The following is a 14,883-nucleotide window of genomic DNA, read 5'->3' on the forward strand; positions in this document are numbered from 1 at the left end:
TGGCTGTATTTCGAAAATGTTGTAAATTTGCAGTAAATTCGGAATAGGAATGAATCACGACAAATACATACAAAGAGATTCTTATCTCAAAAAGCTGATTATCAGAAAAGACAATGGCGAAGTAAAAATTATAACCGGCCCCCGCCGGTGTGGCAAATCTTGGCTATTAAGTCATATATACCGGGATTATCTCACCGCTCAAGGAGTACCCTCTGAAAATATCATTGCTTTGGACTTTGACAAGGATGACGACAAATATGATTTCGACATTCTTGATCCAAAGGCTGTAAAGAATCATATCTACTCACAGATAAAGAGCGATACCGAGAACTACTATATCTTTCTTGACGAGATACAAGAACTTGAAAATTTTGAGCGACTTGTAAACGGTCTTAACGGTCATGACAATATAGATGTTTATGTGACCGGCAGCAACTCCCGTTTTCTGTCAAAAGACATACGGACTATATTCCGTGGCAGGGGTGATGAAATCAGGGTGTTCCCTTTGTCATTCAGGGAGTTTTATCGGGCGTTACACTATGACGTTCGTGAAGCATGGAAAGTGTACTCAACTTTTGGCGGAATGCCTCGTCTTATCCACTACACTGATGATGAGCAGAAAATAAACTATCTTCAGAACTTGTGGGATAAGACTTATATCGATGATGTGGTAGAGAGAAACAAAGTAAGAAATGAACTTGCCGTTTCTCGACTTGCCACCTCGTTATGTAGTTCCATTGGCTCGCTTACCAATCCGGCACGCATAGCCAATACCCTCGAATCGGTGCAAAAGATGAAGATTGATTCCAAAACAGTATCGTCTTATATTGACTATCTTGAAAATGCCTTCCTGTTTGAAAGCGCGGAGAGATACGATGTCAAGGGCAGGCGTTATTATGAAACCAATAAGAAATACTACTGCATCGATATCGGTCTTAGAAACGCGAGGTTGAATTTTCGTCAGCAGGAGCCGACACATATAATGGAGAATGTTCTATATAATCATCTGCGTGTTCTCGGTTATCTTGTAGATGTGGGCATAGTGGAAAGTCGTGAAATGAAAGACGGCAAAATGTCATATTCACAGCGAGAGATAGACTTCATCGCTAACAAAGGAAGCCGGAAGTATTATATTCAGTCTGCTTACTCGATTCCGTCCGAAGAAAAGCGGGAGCAGGAGCTCGCATCTCTCCTGAAAATATCCGACTCATTCAAGAAGATTGTGGTTGTCGGCGACGAGATAATGCCTTATACCGATGACAACGGTATATACTTCACAGGCTTATTTGATTTCCTGTTGAAAGATGAATGGCTATAATACAGTCAACAAATTTTAATAGGCAGAATTAGGAATAACGCCTAAAAAGCAGTAAATTTGTATTGCCCTAATGGAATAATGGGTAAGAACATTGAAATAATGCCGTGTGCAATTCGTGAACAACGGGAAGCGTGGCATTACAATATTCTGAATACTACTTAGTTACAACGATAAACCTCGGTTTCTCCGGGGTCACAAAGCAAAGCGGCAAAACGCTGCAAAACACTGCAAATCACTTGATTTTCAGCGTTTTTCTTTTTTGCCCAAATCGAGGAACACTGAAAAATATTACGGTCGGCTGTGAGTGATGTGTGAGTGGTCACAATTGTGAGCGATTTCACTCATAGTTGATTATTCTGGGAGCAATCAAAGCCAAAGGCAGAAACAAAACCGAAGCCTCTGCCACATGAGCAACATTCCCGCTTGACGCCCGGCGAAGTCCAAGCAATAAAGGATATGCGGACAAATCCCCATATACCCGAATATGCCAAGCCTCCATTACCAGATGGATATGAATAATTCGTGATAACTCGAAGACAGGCAACCCCGACAATCACTGCCGGGGCTGCCTGTCTTTGTCTATGTATGATTAAGCTGTTTTTACTTATCGGTTGGCCATAGACCTGCCGATTTAACCTTATCAGTGAGTTCTGATATTTCGGTATCTGTCAGTTGGTGTATAGTAGTATCTCGCTTTACTGATTTTGCAGGATTTTCTTTCTTTACACTTTTGCGAAGTGCCTTTTGCTCTTTTTGAAATTCAGCCTTTTCGCGGAGATATTCCTTCTTCATCTCGGCATACTCTCGGCGAAGCTCTCCTTGCTCCGTTTCCAGTTCTGCCTGTTCCTCGGCTAATTCCATTTGCTCTTTCTGAAATTCAGCCTGTTCAGTTTCGTAATCCGATTCTGTGTGCCTGCAGGAGAAGAGGCTTACCGCTATGATTGCTAATATTGTTAGAAGTATTGCTTTCATATCATCTGTTGTCTTTTGTTTCGTGATAATCCTGAATACCGTCCACTACGTTTACATCCACCTTCTTACCTCCGGAGAAGTTCCATGTAAGCGAGAATCCGACATATTGTACGGGGGTGGTGTACTTATATGACACCTTGTTCGCTCCGGCTTGTCGGTCGAGCTTGCGACGGTTGCCTAATGGGGTAAAGTCCAATGCGACTTGAAGATTATCGCCAAGAATTGTCTTGTAAATCTGCCCGTTCACATTGTAAACAGCATGGTATGTGCGGTCGAGAGTGCGATAGGTTGGCTCGAAGTTGACGTTTAGCATACCGCCCCAGCCGTGACCGAATCGGAAATTATTGTTGAAATAGAAATATTCCTTGAAACGGGTCTTGTTATAATGTATTCCGTCAAGCGTTGTGTTCTCGGGAGTGATTTCAATTCTCCCGGAAAGTTTGAAACGCCACCATTTAGTTGGTGATTCCATCCATTCCGCACCGAATCCCCAAACGCCTTGTCCGTTGATATTCACCGGCTTGGTATAGAACACATCGGGAGTCACCTTGTTCTGGAATGTTTGCCAATAGATTCGGTCGTGAGAATGTGCGTAAAGAGCTGTCAGATTAATTTTATTTCGGAGCAGAGATAATCCGGCCATTACTATGTCGGCTGATTGTGCTTTCAAATCAGGATTGCCCACGGTATAATTGTAAGTGTCGCTCCAGTTGATTATCGATGATATGGCTGTGTATGGGATATCGCTGAGAGTCCGCTTATAACTGAGCATAAGAGCATGGTTCATTTTAGAGCCGAAAGGCATCATTACCTGTACGGTCGGATTTATCGACCATTGGGTATTTGTATTTTTTTTGTCGACGGAACAGTCTTCGTAGGAAATGCGATTAAGCTGCCAATTGACACCAGCGCTGTATTTGAGTTTCCAAACCCTTCCTTGTGCCGAGGCATAGACTATAGATGTGAATCCGGTTGTCTTGGTTGGAATGTCGCTTGTCTCAAAACGGTCACTTTCAACGATATCGGTCGGAGTGTATTTTGAGGATATCAATTGCGCTGAAGCTCCGAATTTCCATACGAGCGTACGACTGTAGGGATAGATGAAATCGGCCTTGAACTTCCAGAGATTGAGGTTGTCGGTTTCTTCTATGACGGCAGTCTTCTCAGAATTCATGAAATAGCTGCTGTTGTTCCGGCTGTGGCGATTCAGGTAATCGGCTGTAAGCTCCATACGAGAGCCACGAGAGGGAAGCGGTTGTAAGAATCGAAGAGTCCCTTCCTGTAGTACAATATTTTTGCGACTGCTGACTGATGAAGTCAGACTTTCATTGTCTGATACAGATGAAGGATGCGGACGATACAAAGATACCAGATAGCTGCCTCCGAGTTGAGCACCTGAGTTGAACTGCTGCGTGAGGCTAAGACGGTTTCTGAAATCGAAGCCGTGAAATTTGGATGACTCTGTGAGAAATGTATGAAGGTTGTCACCCGTCATTGTCTGTTCTGAATTGTCCTTAACCTTGGTTGCCCCGGCATAAAGGTTGTCATACACGCTTAACCCCTTATATCGGTAGTTTATCATGCCACTGATTCCTTCGTTTCCGAACCCACAGCTTCTGTACCAATCGGCATTTGCAGAGATACTGCCATAATAACCACCCTCCGGAGGACGGCGGAGCGTGATCATTATTGTACCTCCGCTGAGCGAGGCGTTCTGGTCCGCTCCGGCAAGATATTTGACCTGAACTTTGTCTATCATCTCACCCGGAATATTGTTCAGTTCCGAAAGGTCTGAGAGCTTCACGCCGTCAACATAAATCTCGCTTGCGGAGAGGCCGTTGATTTTGAAGTTGCCATTCTCTCGGGATATGTTTGGAAGAAATCCCAGTACATCAACAGCGGGCTTCCCTTTGCGATGTCCGTACCCCGAAGATTGGTGGTGTAGCCTTCGGCATTGTTTGTTGTGCGCGAGGCAACCACAGTCACCTCTTGAAGCTGTTGCTCCTTTTGAGCATGTGTAGGCAATATGCATGCTGCTGCCATTAGTGCGATAAATAAATGCTTCATATCATTGGTGTTTTGAATTTTCACAATGCAAAGGTATAGCTGATTAAAATTCCTTACCATACCCAAAAGTGTACAAATGCGGTTGGAGGTGAAAACATACACTTTTGGGTATGGCACAGTACTATAATGAAGAGCGGATTTAGGTAAACATAATATGTCTACATACAATTGAGTTTCACTCCATTTTGCTTGCAGAATACAGTATTTTACCTAAAAGGATTAACTTTACCATAAATGTTGCCTCTTTTAATCTCTCTTCGGTAAGTTAAATAAAATTTCGTGAATATACATGTTGAAATCACAATAGGACAAAGACCGATCCATTTTGAGCCGTGGAAAATTACACTGTATATACAATATAAAAGGCCTACAAATGAAGAAATTGCAAATATAAGAGAGACGTTGCGATTTGCGATGTTGCTTACCATGACAAAGTTTTCAATTATTTTAGTGCAAAGTTACGACCGTTAAAAATTCCTTGCCATACCCAAAAGTGTACAAATGCGGTTGGAGATGAAAACATACACTTTTGGGTATGGCACAGCAGGGGGGATAGTCCTAATTTTGCAGTGTAAAATCAATTATGAATATGACAAGTGAAGAAAAACGCCTTATTAAAGACTGCCGAATAGCGGTAATAGGGGCGATAGAATTTATAGACAAAATCAAAGCCGAACTCAAACAGTTGGGCTTTGAGTCCATTCAAATAACATCTCGCTTTGATAAAATGCCTATGCCGAGTAATGTTGATGTTATTGCCGAGAATGTCAATGAAGGCAGTTCTTGTTTTTCAAAAGATGTGACTATACCTATAATCCTGCCATTCGACTTTGTAAATGGAGCGGGGGCTATTATAGTAATGCCTGACGATGACAAAGACATATTGGATAAACCTGACCTCAGACTGTGGGCCGCTAACTATATGGCGGGATACTGCGCATTTTGGAATGTAGTGGGCTGCGAGTGGTTGCGTGATTCATTACCCGACATTAGAAACGGCTTGACGCGCCATGCGGCACTAAAAACCGCAGCACATATATGTGCACGGATAACAGCCAACATCGCTGTCGGGCGCGAGGTAAAACATTTCCCCCGATTTTATCTGTGCAAGAATTTAGAGTAACTTGTTGTTTGTAGCGGCACCTATGGCTTCGGAGATATTGCGTACATCAAGTTTCTCGAATATGCGCTGACGGTATTTCTTGATGGTGTCGGGCGACAGACATATTCTGTCGGCAATCTCCGACATGGTGTAGCCTTGAATCGAGAGAGTGAGCACAGCCTTTTCCCCGTCTGTAAGAGTCGGCATCTGCCGTTTGTCCCATCTGCGGGTGTTTTGGTTATATTCAAAATATTCCGAAGAACCTACACGGTGCATCTCAATATGACCGGGAAATGTGTGGGTAGATGCTGACACAACGCATAGAGCAAGCCATATACGACCGTCAGAGGTTAAGGCAAGAGGGGTCAGTTTGTGATTTACGAGAATCTTCTTGCCACCGTTCAGTATATGAAAGTCGTAAGAAATGTACCAGTCTTTCCGCTCATTGACAGGAATTGTTTGATGGAATGAAAATCCCGCCTCATTTAAATCAATTAAAAACTGCTGTTCATCTTCCGGCACATATCCCAGATAGAAACGGTAGCCCAGTTTCATCATCTGTTCAGGTGTCAATCCGCACAGGAACATCGGATTTGGCGATACGTACAGAAAATTCTGCTTAAAATAGTCGATGATATAGACGCTCTGATATGTGGAGCGGGAAAAAGCCTCTGCCGAGCGGATATATTCATCCACCTGGCTGTAATCAAGTTCCTCCGGGAGCTTGACCTCATTATCAGGTATGAAGAAATCGTCTGTCGTTTTCATATGCCTACAATTCTCAAAATGCGTATAATGCAGAAAATGCAAAGGCTTAATCTTGATTCTTGCCCGTTTGCAGGGCGAAAATCTCTTTCTGATGCTCAATTTCTGCGGATAATTCTTCCTTTGTCGGGAGATATGTCAGATATTTGGCAGCGTAGAGTTGTTTGCTGTCCTTGAGAATTGAATATCGTGCTAAGTCTTTGCTTGTTTCCGAGCAAAGGAGCAATCCGATTGTAGGATTATCGCCTTCCGAGCATTTCAACTCATCGTACATACGGATATACATATCCATTTGCCCCACATCCTCGTAGGATATTTGAGAGCTTTTTAAGTCCATGAGCAGAAAGCATTTAAGAATATAGTTGTAAAACACAAGGCCAATGTAATACTCGCCCATGTCAGTCTTTATCCTCTGCTGACGCGCGACAAAAGCAAACCCTTTGCCAAGTTCGAGGATAAACTTCTGGAGATGGTCGATAATCGCAGATTCAAGATTGGTTTCAGAGTATGCTGCATCTTGTGAAAAGCCCAAAAACTCTGCCACGACCGGATTTCGCAGGAATTTATGTCGGTCTTTCTGATAGTCTGCGGTAAGCCGTTTCATCTCATCGACGACTTCACCACGCTTTGATTCCGGTGTCTGAAGCAGACGATGATAATATTGAGAGCCTATGTTACGGTTGAGTGTACGGACACTCCAGCTCTCTCCGGCAGCTTCCCTCATATACCAATCACGTTCATCTTCATTCTTGATTCTCATCAGCCGTTCATAATGTGACCAAGACAAATTGGAGGGGAGTATTTTTGCCAACTCCAATTCGGCAGACACTGACTGCCCTTTTATGGTAAGGCCGTTTTCGGATTGGTCAGACACCGTCTGCCCAATTAGCAAGTTATTGAATGTCAGATAGAACTTTCTGAAACTCTTTATATTTACAACAGAATATCCCTTTCCGAACTCTGCCGTTAGAGCCTCGGAAGCAAGCTCAACAATGTGCTTCCCGTATTGAGCCCTTTCCTGTCCATGTTGCTCTTGTTCAACAATGCGTCTGCTGACAAGCCAGTTGCTGACTACTTGGTATAAGTCAGCGGCCTGATATGCCTTTTGTTTGGCGGTATATACTATCGCCTTTATATCGCTGATGAATTGAGCATCATCAGCGTCGATATTGTCATATTCCTTCAGTTCGGATTTCATTTTGCAAAGTTACGAATAATTCGGAATAGAAATGAATAACGACAAATACACCTATCCTTTGTCGGCCCAAATTACCCGCGAAAATGCCTTCAAATAAGTACATTTCAATTTTAACATTTCCCAATTGCGCCACGTTGAGATTTTTGCTTACCTTTGCACTTTCATTTTTCAAAGCACCAATCATTAAGGATAATCCACCATGGGAGGTTTCTTCGGCTCTATTTCGACCAAACCCTGTGTCAACGATCTGTTTTACGGCACAGACTACCACTCTCACCTCGGAACCAAACGTGCGGGAATGGTAACTTTTGACCCCGAATCCGGTTTCAACCGCACAATCCACAGTCTCGAACGCGATTATTTCCGCTCTAAATTTGAAGACGAGCTCGACCGCTTCGTCGGCAATCAGGGACTCGGAGTCATCAGCGACACCGACCCTCAGCCGATAATCGTCAATTCTCACTTGGGGCGTTACGCTGTAGTGACAGTTGCTAAAATCAACAACATCCGCGACATCGCATCCGAACTGCTTGCCGAACGCATGCACTTCAGCGAACTTTCGGCCAACAACATCAACCAGACCGAGCTTGTCGCACTGCTCATCAACATGGGAAAGGATTTTGTTGACGGAATCAATCTCGTCTACAAAAAAGTAAAAGGCTCTTGCTCGATGCTCATTCTCACCGAGGACGGCATTATATGTGCCCGTGACTACCTCGGACGAACCCCGATTGTCATCGGCAAGAAAGACGGAGCCTACGCGGCCGCAAGCGAGACTTCCGCATTCCCCAACCTCGGCTACACCACTGTCCGCGACGTAGGTCCGGGCGAAATCGTCAGACTGCGCCCCGACAGCATGGAAGTGCTCCAAGCCCCTGCGCGACGCGAACAGATCTGTTCGTTCCTATGGGTCTACTACGGCTTCCCCGCAAGCGACTACGACGGAATCAACGTCGAATACACACGCGAGAACGGCGGCCGGAAAATGGGAGAGGAAGACCCCACTGAAGCCGACTGCGTATGCGGCATCCCCGACTCAGGCGTAGGCCATGCACTCGGCTATGCCGAAGGACGCGGCATCCCCTACCGTCGCGCCGTGCTGAAATACACCCCGACATGGCCGCGCAGCTTTACACCGGGCCACCAGTCGCGCCGCGACCTCGTTGCAAAAATGAAACTCATCCCCAACCGTGCGATTCTCGACGGCCAGCGCGTGGTCTTCTGCGACGACTCAATTGTCCGAGGCACTCAGCTACGCGACAACGTGCGCACATTCTTCGAATGCGGTGTCAAGGAAGTCCATGCCCGCATTTCATGTCCACCGTTGGTCTACGGATGTCCGTTCATCGGCTTCACTGCATCGAAAAGCGATCTCGAACTTATCACTCGCCGTATCATCAAGGATTTCGAGGGCGACGACAAAGCAAAACTCGATGTATATGCCACAACAGGAACGCCGGAATACAACCGCATGGTCAACGAGATTGCCCGTCAGCTCGAACTCACAACCCTCCAGTTCAGCAAGATTGAAAATCTCATCGACAGCATCGGTCTCCCCAAGTGCCGCCTGTGCACCCACTGTTTCGACGGTTCAGGCTGCCACCCCGACGAGGCTTGGCGTGAAGACCATCCGGACGAAAAATAAGCCGGCCAAGTCATCAGGGCAACTGAGACACTGAAATTCATAAAACAACAAAAAATAACAGATTCTTATTCGAGACATCCGAACAACGAAAGATTGATTGGCAGTACGCCTTTCGGCTTTCACGGATGACAGGTAATAAAAATCTGTTATTTTTTTATTTCCCTACCCTTCTTTGAAGCCTGTAATTTCTTGAATCCACCTGCCATTACCGGCGGTCATGGAAACGGTAGCCCACACCTATCATCAGGTTATTGGGATTCTTGAAACTATTGAGCTGATAGCCGACATGAAGAAAGAAACTCCGTGCGAGATGTATTTTCAGAGCCAGCACCTGATAGAAATTCTTGGCATCCGTGTTGCCAAACAGATTGTAGCCCATACCGGCATTAATCGAGAAAATAGGCATCACAAGCTCTCCGCGAGCCGAAAGCCCCCACGAAACCTGATGGAAAAACGGCGGACGATAGAATTTCACCTCGTCCCCGTAAGTCCCTTCGATCCAATAGCTCCTTATATCCGAACTCTCGTCATATTGCACATCGAGCGACACTCCAGCCCGCAAAAAACGGTTGAAATTATACATCGGAGCGAAATTAAGGCCCGCGATACCGAAATGACCCGGCAGTTCCTCAGGCCCGTTCAGGTCGGCCACTTTTTTCCGCACAGCTCCGTAGATAACCAGATCATAGCTCAGATGTGGCTTCATCGGCTCTATTTCGAAATTGTCGGCAAGCGCGCCGGTCCTCCTGTCGCCGTTGAGCGTATACGTCACCCCTACCCTTCCGCCAAGCGTATTGACACCCGGATTAGGCAGCGCCGTGTTACCGTTTGAATAATGCGTCAGGTCAATTCCGGCCGTCAGATTCCACTTGGCATCCAGACGGTAGCTCAGCATGAATCCGAGATTGATATATGCGTTGATAGGCGACCCGACAATCACATTGATCGGATTACTGTCCTCGTTATACTTCTTCCATCCGAACGATGCGCCGAAATTCCACTCGTAGTCAAACGTCAGCCCCTTTGCAAGTCTGACAATCGGCGCACCCTGAAACAGATAGGCCGTGACAGGCATGCCGGTCAGATTATTGGCAAAAAACGTCGTAGACCCGACACCGATGCCCTGATAAGCCCCGGGATAGAGACGGCCTGTGCGCGTGGTCTCCGAATAGCCGAACGAATATTTTAGATGCCACGACATTGCAGCGTCCTTTTCCGGCGAGCCTATATAAGTTCTTTTGACAGCGTCCCGCGCGGGCGCGACATACGCTCCGCGCACATCCACACCAATATGATGTATGATCTGACTACCGCGACCACACGTATCTGTCTGCGTGGTTTCTGCCACGGCATCAACTGCACACAGCATCGCCACTGCCGTCAGCACACGGCGCACCAGCCTCACAAGCCGACTGATCTTAACGTTTCTATATCTTTTCATCAAGACTGAATTTATCATATTTCATTCTGAAATCGTAGGGCTGGTTCACCCTGACCTTTACGGGTATCTCCATTTCTCTGCCATCGGCTCTGTTTCTTATCCTCAGATTGGCTATTGTAGCGATGTCGAGACGTTCGACAATAAACACGCCTCTGAAACATGTGTGAGGAGGCAGAGTAATGACATACGCCCTGTCAAACGTACCTTCATACCACAGAGCACTGTCAAAAGCGGGCACTGACACCTGCTCGCCAAATGAAAACGGGACTTTCTCGCCCCAGAGTTGGCCTCTGATCCATCCCCCTTCCGGCTGATATCTGAAAGTCGGAATCTCCACATCAGGAAATCCGGCAGTATCGTCAAACCTCACCTTAAGGTCCGGATTGATACTGTAGTCGACATACACACGGCAAAAATCTGCGATTGGAAACCTATACACCACCGTGTCCGCCCTCTGATTATCAAAATCAACTGAAATCGAATCTTTTACATAGAGGCTTCTGATTTCTTCGTCCTCGTCATATCTGATACCGGTCACCTCATAGCGGTCATCAGCCTTCAGTGACGGGGCGAGTCTGAAACCGACACTCTCACTCTTGAACGAATAACCGAGCGATATGCTCCCCTCGATCGTATGGCCGGTCAGATTCTTTATCGCCTTTACTGCAATCTGTCCCGGGCCGACCCATGCCAGCTCAAACTCCGTCAAGGCATTCTTGAGTGTCATGCGCCTCACATTTTCCGGAGTTCCACCCCTCACGTCATAAAACGACGCATAGTAGCCGTCACCCCAGTTCTCTGAGTCGACAGCTCCTGCATCATCAAACCACTCTCCTGTGAAATTGTGGTCATATACGGTATAAATCGGGTAAGGCTCGTCAAGTTCATCCCACATCCCGTCAGGAGTAAAAGCATCTGCCCTCCAGTTTCAGGCAACATCACACTGATATGGTCAAGATATTTCGTAGGAAATGTAAACATAGCCTCCCCGCCGTCTGGAATGTCAAGCTGACTTTCCGAAGGCGAAGGGACATCACTGACAAATATCCCGTCGTTACACCCTGTAAGCAATAAGGCTGAGACAAGAATGAGAAAGTTTGTGCATAATGTGTTCATAAGCAATATCTGCTGTGTTTTCATAATAACCGGCCTTGTGCCCGTGGCCAATCCAAGACCGGATGCCCCGCAAAGGTAACTAAATAAACTGTATATACAGTATTTTATCACACAATTTTATCTTATTTAATCTTAAATATATATCCCCGACACCCTCTCCGGCCAAAAAAGAGGCAAAAAGTCCACACCAATGGCTCTAATTAAAAGAAAATTCGTATATTTGCAAGCTGAAATTAGGGGGCTTCCCCCTTATTCCATGAAAACCGATCAATAAAAATCATTAACTAACTATTTTTTAATACATCACTCAACCACATGCAAAGCAAAGGATCTTTGGGTAGTGTTGTTGCAGGCGTGATTGCCATCTTCATGGTGCTTATCTGCCTGTTCTACCTTTCATTCTCGCTGGTGACCAATCACTATGAGAAGAAAGCGTCGGAATATGCAGCCATCGAAGCGGCCAAGGACAACAACAGCCCTGAAACTAAACGTAAAGCCTACAGCGAGTACATCAAGAACATCGCAAACGAAAAAGTTTATTTAGGCTATACTTTTAACGAAGTACAGAAACTCGGCGTAGGCCTCGGTCTTGACCTCAAAGGGGGTATGAACGTCACCCTTCAGGTTTCAGTCCCCGACATCCTTCGCTCAATGGCCAACGCAGAGGGCAACCCCTACTTCGAGCGTGCCGTAGAAAGCGCCGATTCGATCACACGCGCCAACAAGAGCAACGATTTCATCGACGTGTTCTGCAACGAATACCGCAAGCTCGATCCGCAGGGCGACCTTTCAGTTGTATTCAAGGATCAGGTTAAGCGCGGCGACAGCTTCGACGCTATCAAAAACTCACTCCGTCAGGAAGTGAAGGACCGCGTAAGCAGCTCGACCAACGTTCTCCGCACCCGTATCGACCAGTTCGGTGTCGTGGCTCCCAACATTCAGGAACTTGAAAAGGACGGCCAGATTCTTCTCGAACTCCCCGGTGTGAAAGAACACGACCGTGTGCGTGAGCTTCTCAAATCAAGCGCCAACCTCGAATTCTACGAGACAGCCCAGTTCGCCGACATCGCCCCGATGCTCCAGAACATTGACAACGCTCTCCGCAACGACACCACCGGCAACGGCAAGGGTCTCTTCGACTACTTCCTTCAGGTAGGCGGCCCGACAATCACCGTCGGATCAGCGCTCGACACCGCCCGCGACACCATCGATGCCATACTCGCATCGCCTGTTGCAAAAGGAATTCTCCCCGCAAACATCAAGCTTGCATGGGAATTCAAACCTCAGGTCGTACAGATCGACGACTCAGTTCGCGGCAAGCGCAATGTCAACATCTACCAGCTCGTGGCTCTTAAGACCTCTAACGGCAAGCCCGCACTCAGCGGTGACGTAATCACTGCCGCAACAAGCGACTATGACGCAATGCAGGGCGGCAACTACGTGTCGATGAACATGAAGCCCGAAGCCGCACGCCAGTGGGCACGCATCACTGCAGCCAACCTCAACAAGCAGGTGGCAATCGTGCTTGACAATCAGGTCTACTCAGCTCCTAACGTAAACTCGGTGATTGAAGGCGGACGTTCACAGATCACAGGCAACTTCACCACCGACGAGGCAAAGGACCTTGCCAACGTGCTCAAGAGCGGTAAGATGGCAGCCAAGGTCGACATCATCTCCGACACTGTAATCGGTCCGTCACTCGGTGAACAGGCCATCCAGCAGGGTATGTGGTCGTTCGTTGTGGCCATCGTTCTGCTCATGATTTTCATGTGCCTCTTCTATGGCTTCATCCCCGGCATCATCGCCAACATCGCGCTTATATTCAACATCTTCTTCACATTCGGTATCCTCGCATCCTTCCAGGCTGTGCTTACCCTTTCGGGTATCGCCGGTATCGTGCTCGCGCTCGGTATGGCTGTCGATGCCAACGTGCTCATCTATGAGCGTACCAAAGAAGAACTCCGAGCCGGCAAGAGCATCCGCACAGCAATCGCCGACGGTTATGCCAACGCATTCTCTGCCATCTTTGACTCAAACCTTACCTCTATCATCACCGGTGTGATCCTCCTCCTCTTCGGTACAGGTCCTATCAAGGGCTTCGCCACTACCCTCATCATCGGTATCATCTGTTCGTTCTTCACTGCGGTTTATCTGACACGCCTTATCTATATAATGTGTGCCAAGACCAAGCCCTTCGAGAAACTCACCTTCACCACCGCTATTTCATCGAAGATGTTCTCTAACACGAACTTCAACTTCCTCGGTGCCCGCAAGGTCAGCTTCGGCATCGTAGGCGCTGTGGTTCTCGTGGTTATCATCTCCCTCTTCGCCCGCGGTCTCAATCAGGGCATCGACTTCTCCGGTGGACGCAACTACGTGGTTCAGTTTGACCATCCCGTCAAGACCCACGAACTGCAGGCTCAACTCGCACCTCTCTTCGACGGTGCTCAGCTCAGCGTCATCACCATCGACGACGACACCAAGGTCCGCATCTCGACCAACTACAAGATCGACTCTGACGAGGAAGGCATCGACAACGAAATCACCCAGATTCTCTACAAGGGTCTCCAGAACGAACTCAACGGCATGAGCATCGAAGACTTCTCGACAACAAACGAGAACATCGGCATCATGTCATCGCAGAAAGTAGGTCCGACCGTGGCCAACGACATGCGCACCGACGCTTATATCGCAGTCATCCTCGCGCTCCTCGCCATGTTCTTCTACATCCTGCTCCGTTTCCGCAACATCGCATTCTCGCTCGGCGCACTCGCAGCTGTCGCATTCACCGCATTCACCATCATCGGTTTCTACTCGCTCTTCTGGGGCGTCTTCCCTTCGCAATGGAAATCGACCAGTCGTTTATCGCCGCTATCCTTACAGTTATCGGTTATCAGATCAACGACACCGTGGTAGTCTTCGACCGTGTGCGTGAAAACGTCGGTCTCTATCCCAAGCAGAATTTCTTCACCACCATCAACTCTTCAATCAACTCGACACTCGGACGTACAGTCATGACCTCATCGTCAACCCTCCTTGTACTTCTCTGTATCTTCATCCTCGGTGGTGATGCCATCCGCTCATTCGTATTCGCAATGATATTCGGTGTAATCATCGGCACACTCGCCACAATCTACCTGGCAGCTCCCGTAGCCTACATCACCGACAGCCGCCGCAATGCCAAGAAGGCATAAAGCACAGCGCTGACGAATTACTCAAACAGAAAACTCACTGTCCGCGACGATTTACCCGTCGGACA

The 14,883-nt window shown here is 47.2% G+C and carries 10 protein-coding genes and 1 pseudogene; 4 read left to right on the plus strand and 7 right to left on the minus strand.

Going from position 1 to position 14,883, the window contains the following annotated elements; translation table 11 throughout:
- Window positions 1–49 precede the first annotated feature (49 nt).
- Window positions 50–1,318 carry an ATP-binding protein gene (locus E7747_RS03250; protein ID WP_136414074.1) on the plus strand — a complete coding sequence of 423 codons (1,269 nt, stop codon included), beginning with the start codon at window positions 50–52 and terminating at the stop codon, window positions 1,316–1,318.
- Between the two features lie 600 nt (window positions 1,319–1,918).
- Here the strand turns inward: E7747_RS03250 and E7747_RS03255 are convergent.
- Genes E7747_RS03255 through E7747_RS16465 form a run of 3 tightly spaced genes read right to left on the minus strand, consistent with a single transcriptional unit; the run spans window position 1,919 to window position 4,357 of the window.
- On the minus strand, window positions 1,919–2,290 hold the full coding sequence (locus tag E7747_RS03255) for a DUF3987 domain-containing protein (protein ID WP_136414076.1): 372 nt from the start codon (window positions 2,288–2,290) through the stop codon (window positions 1,919–1,921).
- Between the two features lies 1 nt (window position 2,291).
- Complete coding sequence (locus tag E7747_RS03260; RefSeq protein ID WP_168185209.1) at window positions 2,292–4,094, minus strand: outer membrane beta-barrel family protein; 1,803 nt, start codon at window positions 4,092–4,094, stop codon at window positions 2,292–2,294.
- Window positions 4,091–4,357, minus strand: coding sequence for a hypothetical protein (locus E7747_RS16465; RefSeq protein ID WP_168185210.1), 267 nt, complete (start codon window positions 4,355–4,357; stop codon window positions 4,091–4,093). The genes E7747_RS03260 and E7747_RS16465 overlap by 4 nt, the downstream gene beginning before the upstream one ends.
- Window positions 4,358–4,940: 583 nt before the next feature.
- Here E7747_RS16465 and E7747_RS03265 point away from each other — a divergent pair.
- Window positions 4,941–5,480 (plus strand): hypothetical protein, encoded by a 540-nt coding sequence (locus E7747_RS03265; RefSeq protein ID WP_136414080.1) that lies wholly within the window; start codon window positions 4,941–4,943, stop codon window positions 5,478–5,480.
- On the opposite strand, the gene E7747_RS03270 is transcribed toward E7747_RS03265, so the two are convergent.
- A complete protein-coding gene (locus tag E7747_RS03270) occupies window positions 5,472–6,227 on the minus strand; it encodes a helix-turn-helix transcriptional regulator (RefSeq protein WP_136414082.1) in 756 nt (251 codons plus the stop codon). The genes E7747_RS03265 and E7747_RS03270 overlap by 9 nt on opposite strands.
- Before the next feature lie 46 nt (window positions 6,228–6,273).
- On the minus strand, window positions 6,274–7,422 hold the full coding sequence (locus E7747_RS03275; RefSeq protein ID WP_136414084.1) for a PDDEXK nuclease domain-containing protein: 1,149 nt from the start codon (window positions 7,420–7,422) through the stop codon (window positions 6,274–6,276).
- Between the two features lie 199 nt (window positions 7,423–7,621).
- Here E7747_RS03275 and E7747_RS03280 point away from each other — a divergent pair, with 199 nt between their 5' ends.
- Window positions 7,622–9,067: an amidophosphoribosyltransferase gene (locus E7747_RS03280; RefSeq protein WP_136414086.1), complete on the plus strand. Its 1,446-nt coding sequence runs from the start codon at window positions 7,622–7,624 to the stop codon at window positions 9,065–9,067.
- A 205-nt stretch (window positions 9,068–9,272) separates the two neighbouring features.
- Here the strand turns inward: E7747_RS03280 and E7747_RS03285 are convergent, their stop codons facing one another.
- Window positions 9,273–10,508: an acyloxyacyl hydrolase gene (locus E7747_RS03285; protein ID WP_136414088.1), complete on the minus strand. Its 1,236-nt coding sequence runs from the start codon at window positions 10,506–10,508 to the stop codon at window positions 9,273–9,275.
- Window positions 10,495–11,403: a hypothetical protein gene (locus E7747_RS03290; protein ID WP_136414090.1), complete on the minus strand. Its 909-nt coding sequence runs from the start codon at window positions 11,401–11,403 to the stop codon at window positions 10,495–10,497. The genes E7747_RS03285 and E7747_RS03290 overlap by 14 nt, the downstream gene beginning before the upstream one ends.
- Before the next feature lie 536 nt (window positions 11,404–11,939).
- Between E7747_RS03290 and secD the strand changes: the two are divergent.
- Window positions 11,940–14,818: pseudogene (secD, locus tag E7747_RS03295) on the plus strand (protein translocase subunit SecD).
- Window positions 14,819–14,883 lie beyond the last annotated feature (65 nt).

This window comes from Duncaniella dubosii (genome assembly GCF_004803915.1).
GTDB lineage: Bacteria > Bacteroidota > Bacteroidia > Bacteroidales > Muribaculaceae > Duncaniella > Duncaniella dubosii.